Origin of the sequence: Sphingobium nicotianae (assembly GCF_018603885.1) — a bacterium.
Lineage (GTDB): Bacteria > Pseudomonadota > Alphaproteobacteria > Sphingomonadales > Sphingomonadaceae > Sphingobium > Sphingobium nicotianae.
The window spans coordinates 19,914-41,368 of record NZ_JAHGAW010000004.1 but is presented as its reverse complement, the minus strand read 5'-3'; the positions used below and the strand labels follow the sequence as shown (position 1 = coordinate 41,368).

Sequence of the window (21,455 nt, the reverse complement as noted above, 5' to 3'; positions counted from 1 at the left end):
TGCGGCGGAAAGAAAGATTCCCCTCGACACCCCGCGCCTCTCCCCGCATATCCCAGCTAGGGGGAAGAACATATCATGATCGCAACGGTCGCTACCGTCGCCTTTCTCGGCCTGGAGGCGAGGCCGGTCGAGGTGCAGTGTCAGCTCGTCGCGGGGCTGCCGAACTTCATCGTGGTAGGCCTCGCCGACAAGGCCGTGGCCGAGAGCCGCGAACGCGTGCGCAATGCCATCGCCGCGATCGGCCTGTCGCTCCCGCCCAAGCGGATCACCGTCAACCTGTCGCCGGCCGACCTGCCCAAGGAAGGCTCGCATTACGACCTGCCGATCGCGCTGGCGCTGCTCGCCGCGATGGGCGTGGTCGATGCGGAGGATCTTGCCGAGCATCTCGTCGTCGGCGAGCTTGGCCTTGATGGCCGCGTCGCCCCGGTGCCCGGCGTCCTCCTCGCCGCGCTCCATGCCGCTTCGCGTGGGCTGACCCTCATCTGTCCCGCCGCACAGGGTGCCGAGGCTGCCTGGGCCGGGTCGGAGGGCGTCCTTGCCGCACCGGACCTGCTCGGCCTGATCAATCATCTCAAGGGCAGCACGATCCTGCCGCGCCCGCAGCCGGGCGAGGCCGAGCCGCCGCGCCAGGGGCCGGACCTCGTCCAGGTGAAGGGCCAGGAGACCGCCAAGCGCGCGCTGGAGATCGCCGCGGCCGGTGGCCACAATCTGCTGATGATCGGGCCGCCGGGCGCGGGAAAGTCGCTGATGGCGAGCTGCCTCCCCGGCATCCTGCCGCCGCTCACGCCGGCCGAGGCGCTCGGCATTATGTAGCAAACGCACCAAGCCAACTAGCTCATGGTTTGGATACGCGCGCCACCAAGGGGAAGGCGCGTGATTAGCACGCTAAATGCGGTAGTTGTGCTTTGTGCCGCCTTCTTCGGTCATTGCCCCCCATCCCATGTCGCACTTAAAGCAGAAAGCGGTTTCGCACTCTCTGTTCCGAGCATCTCGGTATCGGACCCGGCCTTGCAGCCACCAAGCGAGAAAACCTTCAACTGGAATAGTTTTCTGGAAAATCTCCTCGGTTCGCGCCTTCCACTCTTCCGGAAGAGGCTTCCGCCGGGTGAGGATGGTGCCTCCATTGAACAGAATTGGGGCGCTGGAACCATTAGCTTCAATCGGCTCTATCGGTCCTGTCGTCATGAAATGATCCATAAATCGGCGTCTTTTGATGGCCAGCCCATGAGGGCTGTCATCGTCCATGAACGGCTCGGACGGTATTCCGTTGGTCAGGCACAATCTGTATTCGACAGCATCAATGAGAGCCGGAGAAGCACCTTTGTTTTGGAGTTGAATAACCCATTCAAACCTTTCTCCTCGACTTCGCCAGTCTTGAGGATTGACCGAAACACTTTTTACGAAAATCCAAGGGCGGTAAGCATCGTAAGCAATCTTATTCGCTTCAAGCATGGCCTCGGTAGCGTTGCCGGTGTCATCAACGGCTTTCCAAGTCGCGTCGAGAGTGGATTTGACGAACACCACGCCAATGGCCGTCACCACGAGAGTCAGAAAAGATATTACCGCCGATGCGAGAGCGGAATTTGCGGCACGCTGCTGGGCGCTCAAATCCTGTTCGGTGCTGGCTTGCTCTTTGGCGGCCTCTACCTTTTCATAAATACAATCAAACGCACCCGGCCCTGCTCCACAGACGCGCTCAGCGTCGGCCTTAGCGCTTGCTTGATAGGCGGCGGGGGTTTGATAGCGGCGTTCGGTCTCGCTGCCCTGTAGCCACCCCAATCCCCATGCGATGCCGATCACCAGCATCAGCCCGACAAGAGGGATGATCCAATTTACAGGTTTAGCGAGCTCACTTCGATTGCGGTCAGACATTGCAGCAGGAACGCAGCGGTGAAGCCGCCCCGGCTGATCTTATTGTTGAGATTGCGCTCATTCTCGACGACGCCAAGCGCCGCCAGCTTTTCCGCCAGTTGAGCATAGGTAACCCCCCTCCGCTTCAACTCTCCTTTTAGCAGGTTCTTTGCGCGAGTCTCGAACTCAACCGTTGCCGCATCCGCCTTAGCCATGGGCGCTCCAATCATCATCAAAAACGATGATATACACCCTTGACTTTGATGTGTAAACCATCATATCCAGTGCATAACATCGCCGGATTCGATGACATGCAGCACTTTCTCCTCTCTTCCAAGGCCCGCACGATCAGCCTCAAGGCTGTTTTCACGATGGGCGAGGACAAGGCGTATCGGACCTTTTGCCAAATGCGCTGGGCCGAGACGGACGGCGAGGCTGTGTGCCCGCGCTGTGGCTGCGTTGAGAGCTATGACATTCCGACGCGCCGCAAGTTCAAGTGCGTTGCCTGCCATCACCAGTTCAGCGTCACCAGCGGCACGATGTTCGCCTCGCGCAAGATGAGCTTCACGGACCTTCTGGCGGCTATCGTCATCTTCGTGAACGGTGCCAAGGGCGTTGCAGCGCTTCAACTGAGCCGCGACCTGTCCTGCCAGTATAAGACCGCTTTCGTGCTTACCCACAAGCTGCGCGAAGCGATGGCGCGCGAGCAGATCGGCCGCAAGCTGGATGGCGTGGTCGAGATCGACGGCGCATTTTTTGGCGGTCACGTGAAGCCTGAGAACGTAAAGGCCGACCGCAAGGACCGCCGCCTGTCCGAGAACCGCTCGGGCAAGCGCATGTGCGTTGTCATCATGCGCTCGCGCAACGGCAAGTCGCTTCCCTTTGTGGTTCGCAATGAAGGTGATGCCGTCCCATTCGTCCGCGACCATGTCGGAACGCTCGCCACCATCCACGCCGACGAAGGCACGGGCTGGGACGCCCTGCATGCCGGCTGGGACACGAAGCGCGTCAATCACTCGGTCCAGTTCTTCGATGACGGCGCCTGCACCAATCAGGCGGAAAGCTATTTCAGCCGCCTTCGTCGCATGGAAGTCGGGACGCACCATCATATCGCGGGCCAGTATCTCTATCAGTATGCCCGCGAAGCTTCGTGGCGCGAGGACAACCGCCGCATCGATAACGGCATGCAAGCTGCAATGGTATTGGATGCTGGTCTGGCGAGTCGTGTTAGCCGGAATTGGAAGGGCTACTGGCAGCGCGCGGCCTAAGCGACCTTCGCCAGATTGGCCGTAAAGAGCGCAAGCTGGCTTGGCGTCAAAGTACGCGGCTGCTCAGCTTGCACGCAAGCTATGACACGCGCAGCTAGTCCGGAAGAAATACAACCGCGATCAAGCGCGGCCTGTAGTTCTTGCTCGCGAAAAGTCGTGACCCTGCTCGCGTCCAGAAAACAAGCGTGCTTCAATGCCGCGTGGTCATTCGCTGCGAGCGGCACTTGGGCGATGCCGTGATAACGAGCGTCGGTGTTGATCCAAGCGAAGAGATTGGCCACGTCGCAAATGCAAATGACCAACTTATTTTTTGGTGGGTTGGTCAGTGTCGTATGAACGACGTAGAGATGCCCAACGTTCACAGAACGCCGTAGGCGGCAAACGCCTGTGCATCCTCTATGATGGCTTCCCGGTGGGGGTTGGCATCATCAATGAACTTTTCATAGTCCATTGGCCCATTACTAGCCGCCTCCGCCCACGATTTCTCTTGGTGTGTAAGCTGGGAAAGATATCCAAAACTCTTGGTCTTGCAGAACGCAATCGCCTCATCGAGACAATCTCGATCACTTTCTGAAAGCGCGTCGTCTGAGGCTTCGCGCTTCCCCGCCAGCCTGGGATACTGCGAAACGTCGATCGCGGCCTTAAAGGCGTCTGGATCACCAGAAAGCCCAAGGTTTCCCTTGATAAAGTCATATAGCGTGGAAGGGACGGGGCCATTGGGCATTGCCACAAAAGTATCCGCAACAATAGGACGTCCATAGCGGTTTAGGTGCGCCTTCTCTGCAAAGAAGAGTACCTTGGACGCATAAAAGACGGTTATGTTGGGCCAGCGGTTCGCGACGAACGCTAACGCTTCCGTGCCCTTCCGTTCGTCAAATTGGAAACGGAGTGCCATGAGGCGCATATAGGGACAAAACATGAATCTGTCACTAACGGATTTCAAAGCACCTTATCTTACTACTTCCCACTGTAGCCAAAGCCCCGTCTCTTCCACCGACCGCACCAGCCCCGTCTCTCGCTTGTCTCGCAGCACATGCCCGACACGGCGCGTCATCACGTCCAATATGCCCTTGTCATGCTCTAGGCCGCGTTGCTGGACGATCATGGCGGCAATCTCGCGCGTGGACAGCGGACCCTTGGCAACGCGCAGGATGGACAGCACAGCCCGGCTCATCTCCCCGCGCTTGCTCCACGACTTGGGCGGGGCGAACACCTTGGGTAAGATGCTCTCCTGCACGAAGTCTGGCGCGAACAGCCGTATCGTGGCGTCCACATGCTCAAGGTCTGTGCTGAGTTGCTGTAGCCGGGCATGACAGCGGGCAATCTCCCCGGTCATATCCGCGCGCTTCCGTTTCAGTTGCTCAAGGGCGTAATCCGTCATGGATTCACATTAGCCGCTCAATGCGGTAAAAGCGCCGGTATGCTTGGTGCGTTTGCTACATAATGCCGGAGGCGCTGGAAGTCTCGATGGTCGCCTCGGTCGCCGGCACGCTCTCGGGCGGACGGATCAGCCAGAACCGCCCCTATCGCGCGCCGCATCACAGCGCCTCCATGGCGGCGCTCGTCGGCGGCGGGCTGCGCGTCAAGCCGGGCGAAGTCAGCCTGGCGCATCTCGGCATCCTGTTCCTCGACGAGTTGCCGGAGTTTCAGCGCGCCGTGCTGGACAGCCTGCGCCAGCCGCTGGAGACCGGCGAGGTCAGCGTCGCGCGCGCCAACGCCCATGTCACCTTCCCCGCCCGCGTCCAGCTCATCGCGGCGATGAATCCCTGCCGCTGCGGCCATCTCGCCGACCCGGCCCTCGCCTGCGCGCGCGCGCCGCGCTGCGCCGCCGACTATCAGACCAAGGTCTCCGGCCCGCTGCTGGATCGCATCGATCTGCACGTCGAGGTGGCAGCTGTCACTGCCGCCGATCTCGTGCTGCCGCCGCCGGCCGAGGGCTCGGCGCAGGTCGCGGGCCGCGTGATCGCCGCGCGCGCCATCCAGACCGCCCGCATGCCCGATTGCGACGGAGCCCGCACCAATGCCGAGCTCGAAGGCAAGGCGCTCGAAGCGGTCGCCACGCCCGACACGGCCGGACGCGACCTGCTGGCGCAGGCGGCCGCCGCGATGAAGCTCAGCGCGCGAGGCTATACGCGCGTGCTGCGGGTCGCCCGCACCATTGCGGATCTGGCGGGAGCGGATACGGTGAGCCGCATCCACATTGCCGAGGCCCTGAGCTATCGGCGCCGGGCGCCGGTGAACTGAGCGCGGCTCGATCGCGCGTCATTCGGCCGGCGCGACGTCCGACACGAAGCTCTGCTGGCATTTCACCGTGCCCGGATCGCGCAGCTCGACGCGCGCGTAGATCGCCGCGTCATCACCATTGCCCGTCAGCGGGACGACGCTCAGCCAGATCAGCGGCTTGGCTTCCATTCCGCCCGGCGCCGGCGCCATGACGGCATAGCGATGCGCCGCGCCGCCATAACGGTAGATTTCCGTCTGCCCTTTCGCCAGCAGCTGCTCGCGCGGCTGCGTCGGCACCGGCCAGGCGCTGCTCTCGCTGATCGTGATCTTGTCGGTGCGCGATCCGATGGTCACGCTGGTCACGTCGATGCCGATCTTGTAGTCGACGACCCGCTCGTCGGCGAGTAACCGGAAGGTGCCGTACCGGAAGCAGATGAGCTGCGCGTCGCCCGCTTTCGTCTTGCGCGGCTCCGCCCAGCCGTGCGCCGATCCGCCGAGCATCGCCAGCACGAGCAGGGCGGCGGCGAGCGGGCGCATCAATCCTTCAGCCGCACCCAGACCGGCGCATGATCGCTGGCCTTCTCCCGCCCGCGATAGATCTTGTCGACTTGGGCATCGACCAGCCGGTCCGCCGCAGCCGGGGACAGCAGCAGATGGTCGATGCGGAACCCCGCGTCGCGCGGCCAGGCGTTCATCTGGTAATCCCAGTAGGTCCACACGCCGCCATTGGGATGGCGCGAGGCCAGTGCGTCCGTCCAGCCGTCGGCGAGCATCGCTTTGTAAGCGGTGCGGCTCTCGGGCTGCATCAGCGCATCGCTCGCCATCGCTTCGGGCTTCCAGACGTCGCGGTCGAAGGGGATGACATTATAGTCGCCGGCCAGCACGGCGGGCACTTCCTCCGCCCAGATCTGCGCGGCGCGGGCGCGCAGCCGGGCCATCCAGCGGATTTTGTAGTCGAACTTGGGCCCCGGCACCGGATTACCGTTGGGCAGGTAGATGGAGGCGATGCGCACGCCGTTCACCTCCGCCTCGATATAGCGGCTATGCTCGTCCTCCGGCTCGCCTTCCAGGCCGCGCGTCACCTCGGCCGGCGTCGCCCCCCTGGCCAGGATGGCGACGCCGTTGAACCCCTTCTGCCCATGCCAGATGGCGCCATAGCCGGCCTCCTCGATGTCCTTGATCGGGAAGCCGTCATCCTGCGTCTTGATCTCCTGCAGGCAGGCGACGTCAGGCTGCGTCTCGGTCAGCCACTCGACGAGGCGCGGCAGGCGCGCGCGGATACCGTTGATGTTGAAGGTCGCGATGCGCATCTCTACTCCCGTCATGCTGAACTTGTTTCAGCATCCATCGAGCCTCATGGACTGGCTCTGGCGCGAAATGGACCCTGAAACAAGTTCAGGGTGACGTAAATTGGAAAGGGCGGCTTTAGACCGAAAAGCTCGTGCCGCAGCCGCAACCGGCCGTGGCGTTTGGATTGTCGACCTTGAACGACGCGCCGCCAAGATTGTCGACGAAGTCCACGGTGCCGCCGCGCACCAGATCGATGCTCATCGAATCCACCACCAGCCGCACGCCGTCTGTCTCGACGACGAGATCGTCCGCCTCGGGCTCATCGGCGAGGCCGAAACGATACTGGAAACCCGAGCAGCCGCCGCCCTCCACCGCCAGGCGGAGAATCGCGGGCTTGCTCTGCCGCTGGGCGATCCAGGCGACGCGCGCCGCGGCCGAGGAAGAAAGAGCGATGTCCATGGCGCCAAGATAGGGCGGTGGCAGGCTCGCCGCAATATCCGCGCAACACAAAGAAAAAGCGCCCGGTCCGGGACCGGGCGCCTCGTCGGACCAGCTGTGTGGGATTTACCGGTCCTTGTTATCCGTGCTCTTGCGCGCTTCCGGACCGCCCATGGCGATCTGGCGCTCGTCATGCGCCTTGGCCTGGGCCAGCGCGAGCTCGTAATTCGTGCCTTCGATATAGGGCATCGGGTTCACGGCGGCGCCGGCGATGCGCACTTCATAGTGAAGGTGGCTGCCGGTCGAGCGGCCGGTCGAGCCCATCAGGCCGATCAGCTGGCCGCGGCGCACGCGCTCGTTGGGCTGGGCGATCAGCTTGGACATGTGGCCGTAGCGGGTCTCGAGGCCGTTGCCATGGTTGATCTCGACGAGATTGCCATAGCCGTTCGACCATTCGGCGCGGGTCACGATGCCGTCGGCAGTCGCATAGATCGGCGTGCCGAGCGGACCCGGAATGTCGATGCCCTGATGCATGCGCTTGTGGCCGTTGAAGGGATCGGAGCGGGTGCCGAAGCTTGAGGTCAGGGAGACCGAGTCAACCGGCTGGCGCGAGGGGATGGAGGCCTTGGTCTTCGTGCTCTGCTCGGTGGGCGCATCCATCTGCTGCCAGGCGGAGAAGAGCGAGGAAAACTGCGCGTCATTGGCGGATTCGCCAGCGAAAGCAGGTGCGGAAACCATCATCGCAACGATCGCCATCAACTTGGCAGCGCCTCGTACGAGGCCATCCTTCGCGATAGCGACGGCAAAACTCTGAATCATGCAGACCCCGTGATGGGCTCCGTGGGATGAGCCCTCAAAGATTTTTTGTTTCCGGTACATGTGCACCGGTTGGGGACGTTCGACCTGATAAAGGGTTAACCCGCAAGGGGGCCGTAGAAATCGCGCGTTAAACCGGCCTGACTCCGCGCCGAGTCGTTGAACGGTGGCTTAACGGTGCCCCGAAAATGGCGCCGCACCAGATTTTGGTAGCTTTCCTGCGGGTTCTGGCCGGCTCGGTTCATCGACCACAAAAACCATTTCGTCCCTGCAGCGACATGACGAATCTCGTCGTCAACGATTCGTTGCAGCATCGACGCAGTCCGCTCATCGCCGAAACGCCTGAAACGCACGATGGTTTCGGGCGTGATGTCGAGCGCACGGGCCTCCAGAACCAGCGGAACGATCGCGAGACGCGCCGCGACGTCGTGCGCCGTTTCGATCGCCGCCTCCCACAATCCGTCATGGGCCGGGAGAGCGCCATAATGGCTGCCCAGCTCATGAAGGCGGCGGGCGAGCAGCGCATGATGCATCGCCTCGTCGGCGCCCACCCGCAGCCAGTCGTCGGCGAAGTCGCGCGGGAAATCCGCGCCAAACCGCGCCACCATGTCGAACGCCAGGTCGATCGCGACGAACTCGATATGGGCTAGCGCATGCAGCATCGCGGTCCGCGCGCGCTGCGACCCGCCCTTGCCGCGCTTGGGCATGCGGTTGGGCGGCAGCAGCTCGGGTGTCCCGGGCCGTCCCGGACGATCCGGCACCGCCGCGTCGAAGCGATGCGCCAGCCGCCCCAGCCGCCAGTCGCGCGCCGCCTTGCGTGCCATCATCACCTTCGCGCGCGGATCGCTGCAGCGCAGCACGGCGACGCAGGCTTCGCCCAGCGATGACGCCTCCGTCACATCCATGCCTGCGCCGCCTTCACCAGATAGCCTATGCCCACCGCCGTCACGACGAGTGCCGTGTAGCGCTTGAAATTGACGTCGCTGATCCGGTCCAGCACCCAGCCGCCGCAGATCGTGCCCACCATGGAGAGCGGGATGGCGAGCACGAAGACCCAGAGCGGCGGCATGCCTCGCTCATGCGCCGCAAGCAAGGGCGCGCCATAGACGAGGATCTTGGCGAGATGGCTGAAAACCTGGGTCGCGGCCTTGGTGGCGACGATCTGGTGGCGGGTCAGCGCCGTGCGCACGAAGAAGATGTCGAGCAGCGGACCGGCGACGCCCGCAGTCAGGTTGAGCCCCGTCACCATGAAGCCGGAGATCATCGCGTGCGGCATCTTCGCGGCATCGAGCTGGATCCATTTGCGCGGCAGCCAGACCAGCATTGGCACCAGCCCGAGCAGCAGGAAGAGCATCGGCCGGGACGGCGCGTAGCCGACCAGCGACACCAGCGCAGCCGCAGCAAAGGAAGCGACCGCATAGTTGCGCAGGATGGTCCAGTCGACATACTGGCGATGCACCACCGCGCGCCAGCCATTGGCGACAAGCTGGAGAATGCCGTGCGTCACGAAGGCCGCCGACACCGGCAGCACCAGCGCCAGCGCGCCCATCAGCACAAGCCCGCCCGCCATGCCGAGAATGCCCGACAGAAACGCGGTGACGAAAGCGGTGAGGACGATGAAGGCGCCGGTCATTGCCCGGCGCTTTGGGGCTTAACGGCAGGACGATCAAGGGCCGGAACTTCACGAACATCACACGTGTCGCGCATGGAGATTTTCGGCAAAGTCATGCCGGAGCCGGCCGAGGCCCCGATGTCGGGTCGGCCTGGTTCACGATGCAAAGAGCGGGAGCGGTGCGGGATGGCCCGGCACCGGTCGTGGGCGTAGCACGGCGGGCGATCCGTAGGACAGAGCCTGCATGTGGCGCCCCTCAGCCGCCCGATCCGCCGAACATCCTCGTGATCGAGAGGCGCGCCGCACGTGGTTCCAGCGGGTGGACCTGAAAATCGGCCACCCCCTCCGCCGGCTCGCCGGGCAGGCGGGTGGTGTAATAATAGTCGGCGGCGTCGTCATGGCTGTTGAAGATGTTGAAGATGCTCGCCGTCACCTTCCAGCCGCCGGGCAGCGCATAGCCCACATCGAGATTGAACTCGCTATAGCCATTGTCCTGCGGGAACTGGTCGCCGTCGCTCAGCGAGTGGGTGCCGAGGCGACGCCACTGCAGCCCGCCCGACCAGCGCCCGAGAGTGTCGACCAGCACGCCGGCCGAATAGATGAAGTTGGGCGCGTCGGCGATATAGGGGCCGTTGAGGCCATAGGCGGCAAGATCCTCGGTATGATAGCGCGGCCGCGAGAAGGCGAGATCGGCGTTCAGCTCCAGCCAGCGGACCGGATGATATTGCCCGGAAATCTCGATGCCCTTGCGGCGGCTGGGCGCGCCCGCCTCGTCCTGCCCGGCGTCGGGATTATAGACCAGCTCCGATCCGAAATCCTGCTGGAAGGCCGCCACCTGCAGCATGAGCCTGGGCACGATGTCGGTGCGCAGGCCGATCTCGACGCCGGTCGTCGCGGCGAGCAAGGGCGTCGCGCCGCCGGCGAGCGGGATGCCCTGCGTCGGCAGGATGCCGAACACGCCGCGCACGTCGTCCGAGTGAAAGCCGCGGCCATAGCTCACATAGAGCTCGGTCTTCGCCCATGGCCCCAGGATCAGGCTGCCCTTGGGCTGGAACAGCCACTGGTGCCCCTTCCCCCGCGCGCCGGTGACGATGCTATGATCATCGGCGCGATAATATTCCTCGCGCACGCCGACCACGGTGCGCAGCCACGGCGTCCAGCGCGTCGTGTTCTGGAGATAGGGCGCGAGGTCGAGCAAGTGTACGCGATCCGCGTTGCAGTATCCGTCCATCGTCGGATAGGCGATGACCGAGCCGTCATCCTGCTCGAGATTGCAGTAGCTCAGCACGCTCGTGCGATGCAGCGTGTGCCGGCGATCGACGAAGTTTGTGTCATACCGGCCCTGCAGGCCGACCAGCGTCTCGCTGTCGAGCGACCCAAGCTTGCCGTGCAGCGTGTAGGAGACCACACCGCCGAGCGTGGTGCGCTCCTCGTCCTGCTGCTCCTGATCGCCATTGACCGGATCGTCGAGATAGTGGGTGAAATTGTTCCACAGCGTCATCGTCGCGTGGATGCCGTAGAGGCTCAGCGAGAGCTTGCCCGGCCCCAGCGGCTTGTCGAGATGCGCGGACAGGCTGTAGCGTAGCGAGCGGCTGGCGTCGGTGGGGTCGAGCGTTCCGAAGCGGTCGATCAGCCCCGCCTCGACCGCCCGCTGCGGCTGATCGGTGATGAGCAGGCCGGAGCTTCGATAATACATGCCGGTAAGGCTGAACCCGTCACCGCTCGTGCCCCGGCTATAGCGCAGCAGGGCGTTGACCTTCCTGAAGTTCTGCGCCGGCTGCCAGGGCCCGTCGAGATGGGCGAGCTCGACTGCGCCGAGCAGGCGGCCGTCCGCCCCGACATGCCGCGTGCCGGCGCCGAACAGCGACTGGACCTTGTCCGTGCCGGCGGTCACCGTCACCTGCGCCGGGATCTCGTTGACCAGCCGCGTGTGCGACGAGGCGACCGAGCCGAAATCGCCGATCGCGGCATAATAAGGCCCCTTGGTGTAATCGATCCCGGCGACAAGCTGCGGGATCAGGAAGGCGAGGTCGGAATAGCCCTGGCCATGCGTGTTGGTCGGCCGGTTGACCGGCATGTCGTCGACGAAATTGGCGAAATCGGTGCCGTGGTCGAGATTATAGCCACGGATCAGATATTGGTTCGCCTTGCCCTCGCCCGAGTGGATCGTGACGACCAGGCCCGGGATGCTCTCATAGAGCTGGCCGGGGCGGACGATCGGCCGCAGCTCGACTTCCTTCGCGGTGATAGAGCCCTGGCTGGCCGTGGCGGCGCGGCCCATCAGATCGAGCCGCGAGGCAGTGACGACGATGTCGCGATTGTCCGGTGCCGGCGCATCGGCAGCGGCATTGGCGGCATCCGCCCCGGCCTCCTGTGCGCGGACCGGCAGGGACGGGAAAGCGGTGGCCGTCAGCAGGGCGAGGGCGCCGAACCAGACTCTGGGCAAACTTATCTTCCGATGATTGCGGTTCCTGGCGCACAGGCGTGGCGCGTTTTCGCGCGCGAGTCACACCGTTTACGGTTCGCGCAAGGTTACAGTCACCGTAACAAACTGCCGGACAAGGCGCTTATCCCAATGCCTTCCCCGCCGCCAGCACCTCGGCGGCATGGCCCTTGACCTTCACCTTGGGCCAGACCCGGACGATCCTGCCGTCCTTGTCGGCGAGGAAGGTGGCGCGCGCGATGCCCATATATTCGCGACCGTACAGGCTTTTCTCTACCCAGGTGCCGAAGGCCTCGCAGACGCTGCCGTCGCCATCCGAGGCGAGGGTGACGGCAAGGCCGTGCTTCTCGGCGAAGCGATTGAGCTTCTTCACCGGATCCTTGGAGACGGCGATCACCGGCACGCCGAGCGTACCGAAATCGTCGATCAGGCCGGAGAAGTCGATTGCCTCGGTCGTGCAGCCGGGCGTGTCGGCCTTGGGGTAGAAATAGACGACCAAGGGCTTGCCACGATAGGCGGAGAGCTTGAGCGGCGCGCCGTCGGCGCCGGTCAGGGTGACGTCGGGCAATGTGTCGCCTTCGCACAGCATGGGCTCGTCCTTCACTTGGTTCCTGATTTTGCTCCTCTTATCCATGTGGGGGCAGTCCTCCAATACGGAGAGATCAGGTTTTCGCCCCCTCCGCCATCACGCGCCAGCTCGCGCCGATGACCTGCCGCGCGTCCTCGATGCGCGCGAGTAACCCCTCCCAGTCCAGCGCGCCGCAAGCCTTGGCGACGAGCCAGCGGCTTTCCTCGGCCGGTTCACTCGATTGCGGCGTCACCAGCCGCGAGACGATCAGGTAGCGCGTCAGCAGGGCATGGGCGTCGCGCAGGGCGGGATCGAGCAGCCCGGCCTCGACGAGCTGCTCCAGCGCCAGCGCCAGATTGGGCGAGAAGCCGGTGCGATGGGTGAGCTGCGTCACATGGATCAGGAATTCGAGATCGATGAGGCCGCCGGGCGCCAGCTTGACGTCGAGCGGCCCGGCCGGCGGCTTGTGCGTGGCGATGTCGCCGCGCATCTTCACCGCATCGCGCAGCAGGGCCTCCGGATCGCGCGGCTGCCGCAGCGCCGCATCGACGATGCCCTGCAATTCGGCCCGCGCCGCGGCCGATCCGAACACCGGCCGCGCCCGGCACAGGGCGAGATGCTCCCAGGTCCAGGCACTCTCGGCCTGATAGCGCGCGAAGCTCTCCAGGCTGACCGCGAGCGGCCCCTGATTGCCGGACGGGCGCAGCCGCGTGTCGACCTCGTAAAGGGCGCCGGCCGCCGTCGGCACCGAGAGGGCATTGATCACGCGGGTGGCCAGCCGGTTGAAATAGAGCGTGCCGCCGAGCGGACGCCGGCCGGTCGATTCGGTCGCATAGTCCCCGGTGAAGAGAAAGATGAGGTCGAGATCCGAGGCATGGGTGAGCAGCCCGCCGCCGAACCGGCCGAGCGCGAGGATGACGAGCTCGCTGCCCGGCACCTGCCCGTGCGCGTCCTCGAACTCGGCGATCGCCGCCTGCGCCAGCACCTCGACCGCCGCTTCCGCCACGCGGGCATAGCCTTGGCCGACCGCGATCGGATCGACCTCCCGGCTCAGGATCTGCACGCCGAGCGCGAAGCGCCGCTCGCCCACGGCGTGACGGACATGATCAAGCCGCCCCTGCAGATCCTCGCTGGTGTCGCGCCGCTTCATGTCCGCGACCAGCGCCGGTACGTCGGGCGGCAGATCGAGCGCGCTCTGGTCGATGAGGCCATCGAACAGGGCCGGGCGCCGCCCGAGCGCATCGGCCAGCACCGGCGCATGGGCGAGGATCAGCACGAGCAGCTCGGCAAGGCCGGGCCGCGCGACCAGCAGGCGCAGCAGATTGACGGCGCTCGGCAGGCCGGAGATTACCTGATCGAGCTTGTGGAGCGCGGTGAGCGGCGCGGGCGCCCGGGCAATCTCGCGGATCAGCTCGGGCAGCAGATCCTCCAGCGCCTCGCGCGCCGCCGTGCTGCGCAGTGGGCGCAGACTGCCGTCGCGCCAGCGCGCGATCTGCTGAATGAACGGCGCCGGCTCCTCGATGCCGATGTCGCGCAGGCGCAGGGCAAGGGCGCGTTCCTCGTCGGGCAGGTGGACATCGGCGCCCTCCTCCTCCCCGACCAAAGTGTCGAAGGTCCGGCCGGTCGCCTCGACATGGGGGCGCAGCATGGCGAGCAACGCCTCGCCGTCCGCCAGCCCGTGCAGCCGCGCGACATTGTCCATCGCCGCCGGATCGCCCGGCAGGCTGTGGGTCTGGCGATCGTCGACCATCTGCAGGCGATGCTCGATCGTGCGGAAGGTCACATAGGCCGCGTCCAGCGCCGCCACCGTCTCCGGCGCGATCACGCCCGCCTCGCTGAGCACGCGCAGTGCATCGCGCGTCGCGGGCGCGCGCAGGGCCGGATTGCGACCGCCGTGGATCAGCTGGTGTGCCTGCGCGAAAAACTCGACCTCGCGAATGCCGCCTCGCCCGCGCTTGAGATCATAGCCCGGCCCGAAGCGCTGACCGCTGGCATAATGGGCGCGGATCCGCCGGCTGACGTCGCTGATCGCGCGGATCGCGCCAAAGTCGAGGCTGCGTCGCCAGACGAACGGGCGGATCGCGGCGAGGAAGGCGCGGCCGAGATCGATGTCGCCCGCCGCCGCCCGCGCCCGCACGAAGGCCGCCTGCTCCCAGCCCACCGCCGCGCTCTCATAATAAGAGATGGCGGCATCGACCGGCAGGATGATCGGCGAGACTTCGGGCGACGGGCGCAGCCGCAGATCGACTCGGAAGACGTAGCCGTCCGCCGTGCGCTCGGAGAGCAGGGCGACCATCCGCCGCGCCACGCGCAGCGCCGCCTCCTGTGGCTCCTCACGCCCGTTGTGCGGCATCGTCTCGGGATCGAAGATCAGGATCGGATCGATGTCCGAGCTGTAGTTGAGCTCGTGGCTGCCATGCTTGCCGAGCGCGATCACCGCGATGCCGCGCGGCGCCTCACCGGGATAGCGCTCGGCGAAGGCGGCAGCGAGCGCGGCGTCGACGGCGGCGTCGGCGAAATCGGAGAGGTGCCGCGTGACGGCATCGAGATCCCACAGCGCGGCGAGATCGGCGAGGCCCGCGACGAGCGCCGCGCCGCGCCGGCGCAGGCGCAACCGCCGGTCGGCCGGCTCGTTGCCCGGCGCCGCCAGCGCCGCCTCCCAGGCCGGTTGCGCGCCGTCCGCATCCAGCCGCGCGACCAGATCGGGGAACGTATCGATCTGGCGGGCGAGGAACGGCGAATGCGCCCGGGCGCGCGCAACGGCGTCGGTCAAAGCGATGATACTGTCCTTCTGTCTATGGCGCCGTTTTACATCGCGCGACCGGGCCGGTCACTTCTTCGGCTTGATGAACTTCAGCGCATATTGGTCGGTCTGGCCTTGCACCGCCTTGTCGAAGATCGGCAGGCTGTGATCGTCGCTTGGCCGGTTCAGGAACTTGCCCTCCTCGACCAGCTGGAAGCCGGCGGCGGTCACCTCGCGGATCACCTGCGCCTTCTCGATCCGGTGGAGCTTCTCGATGCCCGCCGCATCGGTGCCGGGAGGCGCCTCGTGATCGAGGATGAAATAGGTCCCGCCAGGCTTCAGCGCCGCGAAGACGGCGCGGTTGAACTTGTCGGTATCCACAACACCGAACTTGGCGATCTTGAGGTCATGATAATTCTGCGTCACCCAGGCCAGGTCGAGCGGCTCGGGAAAGCGGACCGCGCCGAAGGTCAGCGCGTCGATCGAGACATTGCCGAACTTGCCGCTGCTGGTCAGTTTCTGGTCGGCCTCGACCGCGCCTTTCCAGCCGGCATTCTCGATGCCGTAGATATGGCCGCCCGGACCGACCGCCTTGCTCAGCAGGCGCGTGAAATAGCCGCCGCCGGGGAAGAACTCGCCCACCACCATGCCGCGCTTCACGCCGGCGAAGGCAAGGGTCTCGGCCGGCTTGCGATTGGCGTCGGCGGCGACATCGTCGGCCGGGCGCTCCTTGTCGGCGAGGAGCCGCGTATATTGCGATGGCGACGGGCCGCCGGCGGCGAGCGCCCCGATCGACCCGGTGGCGATAATCAACAGGACAGCCAATGACGTGCAGCGCATGAACCATTCCTCCCCTTCTCAAGGTGCGGCGGAAAGCACCACGGATCGTGCGCGCTGTCAAAAAGAAATCCGGTCCGGGCGCGGCGCGGGCAGCGCAGAAAATCATCGCCTTTTGCGGATCGACGCGGCAAGAGCAGGGCGGAGACAGGATCAACCGAGGACCGACGCCTTTCATGACGAGCGAACTCAACGCTACCAAAGCCGTCATCGGCGAACTTGCCCGCCATCTGAATGTCGATATCTGCCTCGAGCTGTGGGACGGCTCGATCATCCCGCTCGGGGCGAATGCGCAGGAGCAGATCCGCTTCGCCATCACTTCGCCGAGCGCGATGCGTCGCCTGCTGCGCGAGCCCTCGCTGATCACGGTCGCCGAGCTCTATGCGGCGGGCGATCTCGACATTGTCGGCGGCGATCCGATCGACGCGATGCGCCATGTCGATCATCTCCAGTTCCGCTTCCTGCCCGGCAAGGTCAACAAGATGCGCCTGCTCAAGGCGGCGCTGCCGATCCTCGCGAAGAGCTATTCGGTGCCGTCGCTGGTCAAGCGCTTCACCAAAAAGGTCGGCCTCGCCCCTTCCAGCGGCCGCGACGACCGCGAGCTGATCGGCTTCCATTACGATCTCTCGAACGCCTTCTACGAGCTCTTCCTCGACGAGAATATGGTCTATTCCTCGGCCTATTTCCCGACGCCGGAGAGCTCGCTGGACGAGGCGCAGCTGACCAAGCTCGACCTCATCTGCCGCAAGCTGCGCCTGCAGCCGGGCGACCGGCTGTTCGATCCCGGCTGCGGCTGGGGCGGGCTGCTCTGTCATGCCGCGCAGCATTATGGCGTGCAGGCCTATGGCACGACGCTCTCGCAGGAGCAGTATGACTATACCAGCGCGAAGGTCGCCCGGCTCGGCCTTGGCGATCAGGTGACGCTGGAGCTGCGCGACTGCCGCAGCCTGCCGGACGACAGGATCTTCGACAAGATCGCGCAGGTCGAGATGGTCGAGCATGTCGGCATCGCCAACCATCATGAATTCTACCGCTATCTGCGCCGCCACATGCGCGAGCGCGGCGTCTATTTCGGCCAGGCGAGCTTCCGGCGGAACACCGAGAACCCGGCCGATTTCCCCAAGCTGACGCCCTACATGAAGTTCATCGTCGAATATATCTTCCCCGGCGGCGAACTCGACCATATCGGCATGACCTGCGGCGCGCTGGAGCGGGCCGGGTTCGAGGTGCATGAGGTCGAGGCGGTGCGCGAGCATTTCGGCTACACCACCGAGCATTGGGCGCGCCGCCTCTATGCCCGCCGCGAGGAAGGCGCCGCGCTGGTCGGCATGCCCCAGACGCGGCTGTGGCTGCTTTATCTCTCACTCTGCGCCCTCTCCTTCCACCGCGGCGCGCTCAACGCGTTCCAGGTGGTCGCGACGAGCCGCTATGTCGGCCCCTCCGGTGTCGCGTTCGACCGGCGGACGGAATATCTGGGAGCGAAGCGGGTTTGACCTCGGTCCGCCTCGCCCGGGCCGTAAGGGGCGACGCGGCCGACCTGATCCAGGCCAACATCGAGAGCCGCGCGATGCACGAGCCCTGGGCCAAACCGTTCATGAACATGGACGGGTTCGACCGGTGGTTCGAGAGCGCAAGCAACGAGAGCGAGGTGGCGCTGGTCGCCCGCACGGAAGATGGCGAGATCGTCGGCGTGCTGCGCTTCAGCCAGATCTTCCTCAAGGACTTCCGCAGCGCCTATCTGAGCTATTATGGCGCGATCCGCACGAGCGGGCAGAGGCTCATGACGCAGGCACTGGTGCAGACGCTGGCCTTTGCCCGCAACGAGATCGGCCTCCATCGCATCGAGGCCAATATCCAGCCCGACAACGCGCGCTCCATCGCGCTCGTGCGCCGGGCCGGCTTCCAGCGCGAGGGCTTCTCGCCCCGCTACCTGCGCATCAACGGCGAATGGCGCGACCATGAGCGCTGGGCGGTGCTGCTGGATGCGCTGCCGCGCTAGAGTCCGTCGCGATCGGTTTGGACAGGCTCCAGTCTGGACGAGATCTAGAAGGCTTTCGACGCATAATCCGCGCGGAAGCGATCGGCAAACGAGGTCAGCGCTCCCTCCACAATCGCGCCCCGCAGCCCGGCCATCAGCGCCTGATAGAAGTGCAGGTTATGCTGCGTCATCAGCATCGCGCCGAGCATCTCGCCGGCCTTGACCAGATGGTGCAGATAGGCGCGGCTTACATTGGTGCAGACCGGGCAGTCGCAGCGCGGATCGAGCGGCCCCTGATCCTCGGCATAGCGCGCGTTGCGGATGTTGAGCGGTCCCGCCCAGGTGAAGGCCTGGCCGTTGCGGCCCGAGCGGGTCGGCAGCACGCAGTCGAACATGTCGATGCCGCGCTCGACTGCGCCGACGATGTCGTCCGGCTTGCCGACGCCCATCAGGTAGCGCGGCTTGTCCGCTGGCAGATGGCCAACGCAATGGTCGAGACAGGCGAACATCGCTTCCTGCCCCTCGCCCACCGCGAGGCCGCCCACGGCATAGCCATCGAAGCCGATGTCTATCAGTGCCTGAGCCGACTGCTGGCGCAATTCCGCATCGAGCGCGCCCTGCTGGATGCCGAACAGCGCCGCCCGCTCGGCATGCGTGCCACCGGCATCGAACCCCTCGCGCGAGCGTCGCGCCCAGCGCATCGATCGCTCCATCGCCTGCTCCTGCACGCCGCGCGTGGCTGTGGTCGGCACCAGCTCGTCGAAGCACATGACGATGTCCGACCCCAGCAGGCGCTGAATCTCCATGGACCGCTCCGGCGTCAGCATGTGCCGCGATCCGTCGATATGGCTGGCGAAGGCGACGCCCCGCTCGCTGACCTTGGCGAGATTGGAGAGGCTCATCACCTGATAGCCGCCGCTGTCGGTCAGCATCGGCCGCTCCCAGCCGGAGAAGGCATGGACGCCGCCCAGCGCCGCGACCCGCTCGGCGCCCGGCCGCAGCATCAGGTGATAGGTGTTGCCCAGGATGATGTCCGCGCCGCTCGCCCGCACTTCGGCCGGACGCATCGCCTTCACCGTCGCCGCCGTGCCGACCGGCATGAAGGCGGGCGTGCGGATCATGCCGCGCATCATCGCGATCGCGCCCGTGCGCGCCTTGCCGTCGCTCGCATGGACGGCGAAGGCGAAGCGCGTCGGGCCGGGATCGGCGGGCACGCGGAAGGGCGCGGCGGCTTGGGTCTGGGTCATGTCCCGCGCCATAACGGCTCGCGCGTGGAAGAAAAGCCGCTCAGAAGAAGGGCGATGGATTGGGCGCGCCGAACAACGCGGCGCCATGGGTCTCGACCATCGTCTGGCTGACCGTCACATGCTGGTTCGCGGTCAGCGCGTCACGCAGCAGCCGGCCCATCACCGCCTCCTTGTGAATCGCCGCCGTGCCGACGAGGTCGAAGAGCGTATGGACGACGTCGCAGGCGGTGCGGGTCGCATGGATCATCGACAGACCGAGGGTCGCGCGCACCGTTTGCGGCGCCTCACCGGTCGCGGCGAGCGCGGCGACGAAGGTCTGCGCGCTCTCGAACACCAGCGCGCGCGCCGCCCGATAGGCGGCATGCGCCTGCGCGATCGTGCCGCAGACCTGCGGAATCGTGCTCATCCCCCGCGCCGGCGGCGGGAAGGCGACGGTCTTCGCCTGCGCGAAAGCCAGGGCCTCATCGAGCGCACGGGCCATGATGCCGAGTGGGATGGCGGCGAGCGTCGCGGTGAAGTTGAGCGGATGGGCATAGTTGGCGATGTCGCGCCGGCGGATCTGGGTGAATGGATCGAGCGTGTGGCGCTCGGCCACGAACACGTCCTTGGCCACCCAATGATGGCTGCCGGTCCCCGAGAGGCCAGTGCTGTGCCATGTGTCCTCGATGGTCACCTGCGCGGGCTTCACGAAGGCGATGCGGGGCATCACGCCGCCCCATTGACCGCCTTGCGCCGGGCGCCCGTCCTCCTCGAACACCACGCCGGTGGCGAAGAACAGATCGGCATGGGTGGAACCGCTACCGAAAGGGAAACGGCCGTTGAGCACATAGCCACCCTCCACGCGGTCGAGCCGCCCCGGCCCCGGCGGAGCGAACCCGGCGATCGCCAGGTCGAGCCCGGGAAGCAGTTCGTCCGCCACGGCGGGGGCCATCACGCCGGCGAAATAGCCGCTGTCCGCGCCGATCTTGACGCACCAGCCGACCGAGGCATCCGCGGCCGCCAGCACTTCGAGCACTTCGATCTGCTCTGGCAGGCTCATCTGCGGCCCCCCGCGGGCGGCCGGCATCGCCATGCGGAACATGCCCGCCGCGCGCAGCGCGGCAACCACGTCGGGCGGTAGCCGGCGCGCCCGCTCGATGTCGGCCGAGCGTGCCGCCAGGCCCGGCGCGAGCGCCCGCGCGGCGGCAAGGATCGCGGCGCCATCCATTGCGGGTGCTTCGCTTTGACCGGTCGTCATGCTGACCATATCCTCTCCCCTCGCTTGACAAGCAGCGACTCGCGCGTCACTTTACATATGTAAAATGCCACTTGAATTTACATGTGTAAAGTCCGTTGATCGCCACGCAGCCCAATGCCCCCGAGACACGCGGGCGAATCCTCGATGCCGCCGCCGACCTGCTCGCGGGCGGCAAGGTCGCGTCGATGGCGGAAATCGCGCGCACGGCGGGGGTGTCGCGCCAGACCGTCTATCTCCATTTCGGCGATCGCCGGCACCTCTTTGGTGATCTCATTTCGCACTTCATCCGGCGCAGCGGCTTCAGCCAGCCGGTCACGCTGCCTGCTGCCCAGCCCGCGCGCGACACGTTCGACCAGTTCTTCCGCCATTTCGTCCACGTCGTCTGGCATGTCGGGCCGGCGCTGCGGCCGCTCTGGGCGGCGATGGCGGCGGACGACGAGATCATCGAAAGCGTGAAGCTGGGCGACGCGCTGGTGACGGCCGCCTTTCACCGGCTGTTCGCAAGGCTCGAAGAGGAAGGCTGCCTCGCCCCGATATGGACGGCGACCGAGGCGGCGGAGGCCGCCTGGTCGATGTCGCTCTACTGGCTGACGGTCGGTCACATGCGCGCGATGCGCGGCTGGAGCGAGGAGGAGATCGTGTCGATCCAGCTCAAGATGCTGCGCGCCACCTTCCTGCGCGCGTTGTGATGCGCCTCAATCGTCCTTGCTGACCACGTGCGCGCGCAGCGGCGTGCCGAGCGGACCGAAAGCCGAGAGGCGGCTGTAGCGGCCGATGAAGCGCATGCAGCCGGCGCTGCCCTCGACAGGCAGCAACGCACCGTCCGCCAGGTGAAGGGCGAGCGTCACGCGTTCGGCGCTGATGGTTGATCTGCGGCTCATGGGATAAGGTTAACGGCCAGCCA

General features: G+C 65.6%; 21 protein-coding genes and 3 pseudogenes. 6 read left to right on the top strand and 18 right to left on the bottom strand.

What is annotated here, in order from left to right:
• Positions 1 to 75 precede the first annotated feature (75 nt).
• Positions 76 to 801: pseudogene (locus KK488_RS06565) on the top strand (magnesium chelatase domain-containing protein); the annotation flags it as partial.
• Between the two features lie 84 nt (positions 802 to 885).
• Here KK488_RS06565 and KK488_RS06560 read toward each other — a convergent pair.
• Positions 886 to 1,806 (bottom strand): hypothetical protein, encoded by a 921-nt coding sequence (locus KK488_RS06560; RefSeq protein ID WP_214622362.1) that lies wholly within the window; start codon positions 1,804 to 1,806, stop codon positions 886 to 888.
• Positions 1,807 to 1,832: 26 nt separating this feature from the next.
• Positions 1,833 to 2,066 carry a DUF6471 domain-containing protein gene (locus KK488_RS06555; RefSeq protein ID WP_214622361.1) on the bottom strand — a complete coding sequence of 78 codons (234 nt, stop codon included), beginning with the start codon at positions 2,064 to 2,066 and terminating at the stop codon, positions 1,833 to 1,835.
• 96 nt (positions 2,067 to 2,162) lie between these two features.
• On the opposite strand from KK488_RS06555, the gene KK488_RS06550 reads away from it, so the two are divergent.
• Positions 2,163 to 3,119, top strand: coding sequence for an IS1595 family transposase (locus KK488_RS06550; protein ID WP_214622360.1), 957 nt, complete (start codon positions 2,163 to 2,165; stop codon positions 3,117 to 3,119).
• On the opposite strand, the gene KK488_RS06545 is transcribed toward KK488_RS06550, so the two are convergent.
• The 3 genes from KK488_RS06545 to KK488_RS06535 form a co-directional block, all read right to left on the bottom strand.
• Positions 3,116 to 3,400 carry a hypothetical protein gene (locus KK488_RS06545; protein ID WP_214622359.1) on the bottom strand — a complete coding sequence of 95 codons (285 nt, stop codon included), beginning with the start codon at positions 3,398 to 3,400 and terminating at the stop codon, positions 3,116 to 3,118. The two genes, KK488_RS06550 and KK488_RS06545, sit on opposite strands and share 4 nt — an antisense overlap.
• A gap of 77 nt (positions 3,401 to 3,477) precedes the next feature.
• A complete protein-coding gene (locus tag KK488_RS06540) occupies positions 3,478 to 4,014 on the bottom strand; it encodes a Panacea domain-containing protein (protein WP_214622358.1) in 537 nt (178 codons plus the stop codon).
• A gap of 54 nt (positions 4,015 to 4,068) precedes the next feature.
• A complete protein-coding gene (locus KK488_RS06535) occupies positions 4,069 to 4,500 on the bottom strand; it encodes a hypothetical protein (protein WP_214622357.1) in 432 nt (143 codons plus the stop codon).
• Between the two features lie 65 nt (positions 4,501 to 4,565).
• Between KK488_RS06535 and KK488_RS06530 the strand changes: the two are divergent.
• A pseudogene (locus KK488_RS06530) lies at positions 4,566 to 5,363 on the top strand (ATP-binding protein); the annotation flags it as partial.
• 18 nt (positions 5,364 to 5,381) lie between these two features.
• Here the strand turns inward: KK488_RS06530 and KK488_RS06525 are convergent.
• The 10 genes and pseudogenes from KK488_RS06525 to KK488_RS06480 form a co-directional block, all read right to left on the bottom strand.
• A complete protein-coding gene (locus KK488_RS06525; RefSeq protein WP_214622356.1) occupies positions 5,382 to 5,879 on the bottom strand; it encodes a hypothetical protein in 498 nt (165 codons plus the stop codon).
• Positions 5,879 to 6,652 carry an exodeoxyribonuclease III gene (xth, locus tag KK488_RS06520; RefSeq protein WP_214622355.1) on the bottom strand — a complete coding sequence of 258 codons (774 nt, stop codon included), beginning with the start codon at positions 6,650 to 6,652 and terminating at the stop codon, positions 5,879 to 5,881. Before xth ends, KK488_RS06525 begins: the two co-directional genes overlap by 1 nt.
• Before the next feature lie 115 nt (positions 6,653 to 6,767).
• On the bottom strand, positions 6,768 to 7,091 hold the full coding sequence (gene erpA, locus KK488_RS06515; protein WP_214622354.1) for an iron-sulfur cluster insertion protein ErpA: 324 nt from the start codon (positions 7,089 to 7,091) through the stop codon (positions 6,768 to 6,770).
• Positions 7,092 to 7,196: 105 nt separating this feature from the next.
• Positions 7,197 to 7,826 (bottom strand): M23 family metallopeptidase, encoded by a 630-nt coding sequence (locus tag KK488_RS06510; RefSeq protein WP_432653841.1) that lies wholly within the window; start codon positions 7,824 to 7,826, stop codon positions 7,197 to 7,199.
• A 158-nt stretch (positions 7,827 to 7,984) separates the two neighbouring features.
• Positions 7,985 to 8,791 (bottom strand): ferritin-like domain-containing protein, encoded by an 807-nt coding sequence (locus KK488_RS06505; protein ID WP_214622352.1) that lies wholly within the window; start codon positions 8,789 to 8,791, stop codon positions 7,985 to 7,987.
• The gene (locus KK488_RS06500; protein WP_214622351.1) at positions 8,782 to 9,519 is read right to left on the bottom strand and encodes a sulfite exporter TauE/SafE family protein; all 738 of its coding nucleotides are present in this window, start codon (positions 9,517 to 9,519) and stop codon (positions 8,782 to 8,784) included. Before KK488_RS06500 ends, KK488_RS06505 begins: the two co-directional genes overlap by 10 nt.
• A gap of 235 nt (positions 9,520 to 9,754) precedes the next feature.
• Positions 9,755 to 11,944 (bottom strand): TonB-dependent receptor, encoded by a 2,190-nt coding sequence (locus KK488_RS06495; protein ID WP_250890148.1) that lies wholly within the window; start codon positions 11,942 to 11,944, stop codon positions 9,755 to 9,757.
• 121 nt (positions 11,945 to 12,065) lie between these two features.
• On the bottom strand, positions 12,066 to 12,530 hold the full coding sequence (bcp, locus tag KK488_RS06490; protein ID WP_214622633.1) for a thioredoxin-dependent thiol peroxidase: 465 nt from the start codon (positions 12,528 to 12,530) through the stop codon (positions 12,066 to 12,068).
• Between the two features lie 73 nt (positions 12,531 to 12,603).
• Positions 12,604 to 15,303: pseudogene (locus KK488_RS06485) on the bottom strand (bifunctional [glutamine synthetase] adenylyltransferase/[glutamine synthetase]-adenylyl-L-tyrosine phosphorylase); the annotation flags it as partial.
• A gap of 36 nt (positions 15,304 to 15,339) precedes the next feature.
• Positions 15,340 to 16,077 (bottom strand): class I SAM-dependent methyltransferase, encoded by a 738-nt coding sequence (locus KK488_RS06480; RefSeq protein WP_214622350.1) that lies wholly within the window; start codon positions 16,075 to 16,077, stop codon positions 15,340 to 15,342.
• Between the two features lie 188 nt (positions 16,078 to 16,265).
• Between KK488_RS06480 and KK488_RS06475 the strand changes: the two genes are divergently transcribed.
• On the top strand, positions 16,266 to 17,582 hold the full coding sequence (locus KK488_RS06475; protein WP_214622349.1) for an SAM-dependent methyltransferase: 1,317 nt from the start codon (positions 16,266 to 16,268) through the stop codon (positions 17,580 to 17,582).
• Positions 17,579 to 18,088 carry a GNAT family N-acetyltransferase gene (locus KK488_RS06470; protein WP_214622348.1) on the top strand — a complete coding sequence of 170 codons (510 nt, stop codon included), beginning with the start codon at positions 17,579 to 17,581 and terminating at the stop codon, positions 18,086 to 18,088. The genes KK488_RS06475 and KK488_RS06470 overlap by 4 nt, the downstream gene beginning before the upstream one ends.
• Before the next feature lie 44 nt (positions 18,089 to 18,132).
• Here the strand turns inward: KK488_RS06470 and tgt are convergent, their stop codons facing one another.
• Together tgt and KK488_RS06460 are read right to left on the bottom strand one after the other, a co-directional pair.
• Positions 18,133 to 19,314 (bottom strand): tRNA guanosine(34) transglycosylase Tgt, encoded by a 1,182-nt coding sequence (gene tgt, locus KK488_RS06465; protein ID WP_214622347.1) that lies wholly within the window; start codon positions 19,312 to 19,314, stop codon positions 18,133 to 18,135.
• Positions 19,315 to 19,354: 40 nt separating this feature from the next.
• On the bottom strand, positions 19,355 to 20,551 hold the full coding sequence (locus KK488_RS06460; protein WP_214622346.1) for an acyl-CoA dehydrogenase family protein: 1,197 nt from the start codon (positions 20,549 to 20,551) through the stop codon (positions 19,355 to 19,357).
• A gap of 95 nt (positions 20,552 to 20,646) precedes the next feature.
• Between KK488_RS06460 and KK488_RS06455 the strand changes: the two genes are divergently transcribed.
• Positions 20,647 to 21,240 (top strand): TetR/AcrR family transcriptional regulator, encoded by a 594-nt coding sequence (locus KK488_RS06455; protein ID WP_214622345.1) that lies wholly within the window; start codon positions 20,647 to 20,649, stop codon positions 21,238 to 21,240.
• Positions 21,241 to 21,246: 6 nt separating this feature from the next.
• On the opposite strand, the gene KK488_RS06450 is transcribed toward KK488_RS06455, so the two are convergent.
• A complete protein-coding gene (locus tag KK488_RS06450) occupies positions 21,247 to 21,432 on the bottom strand; it encodes a hypothetical protein (protein WP_214622344.1) in 186 nt (61 codons plus the stop codon).
• Positions 21,433 to 21,455 lie beyond the last annotated feature (23 nt).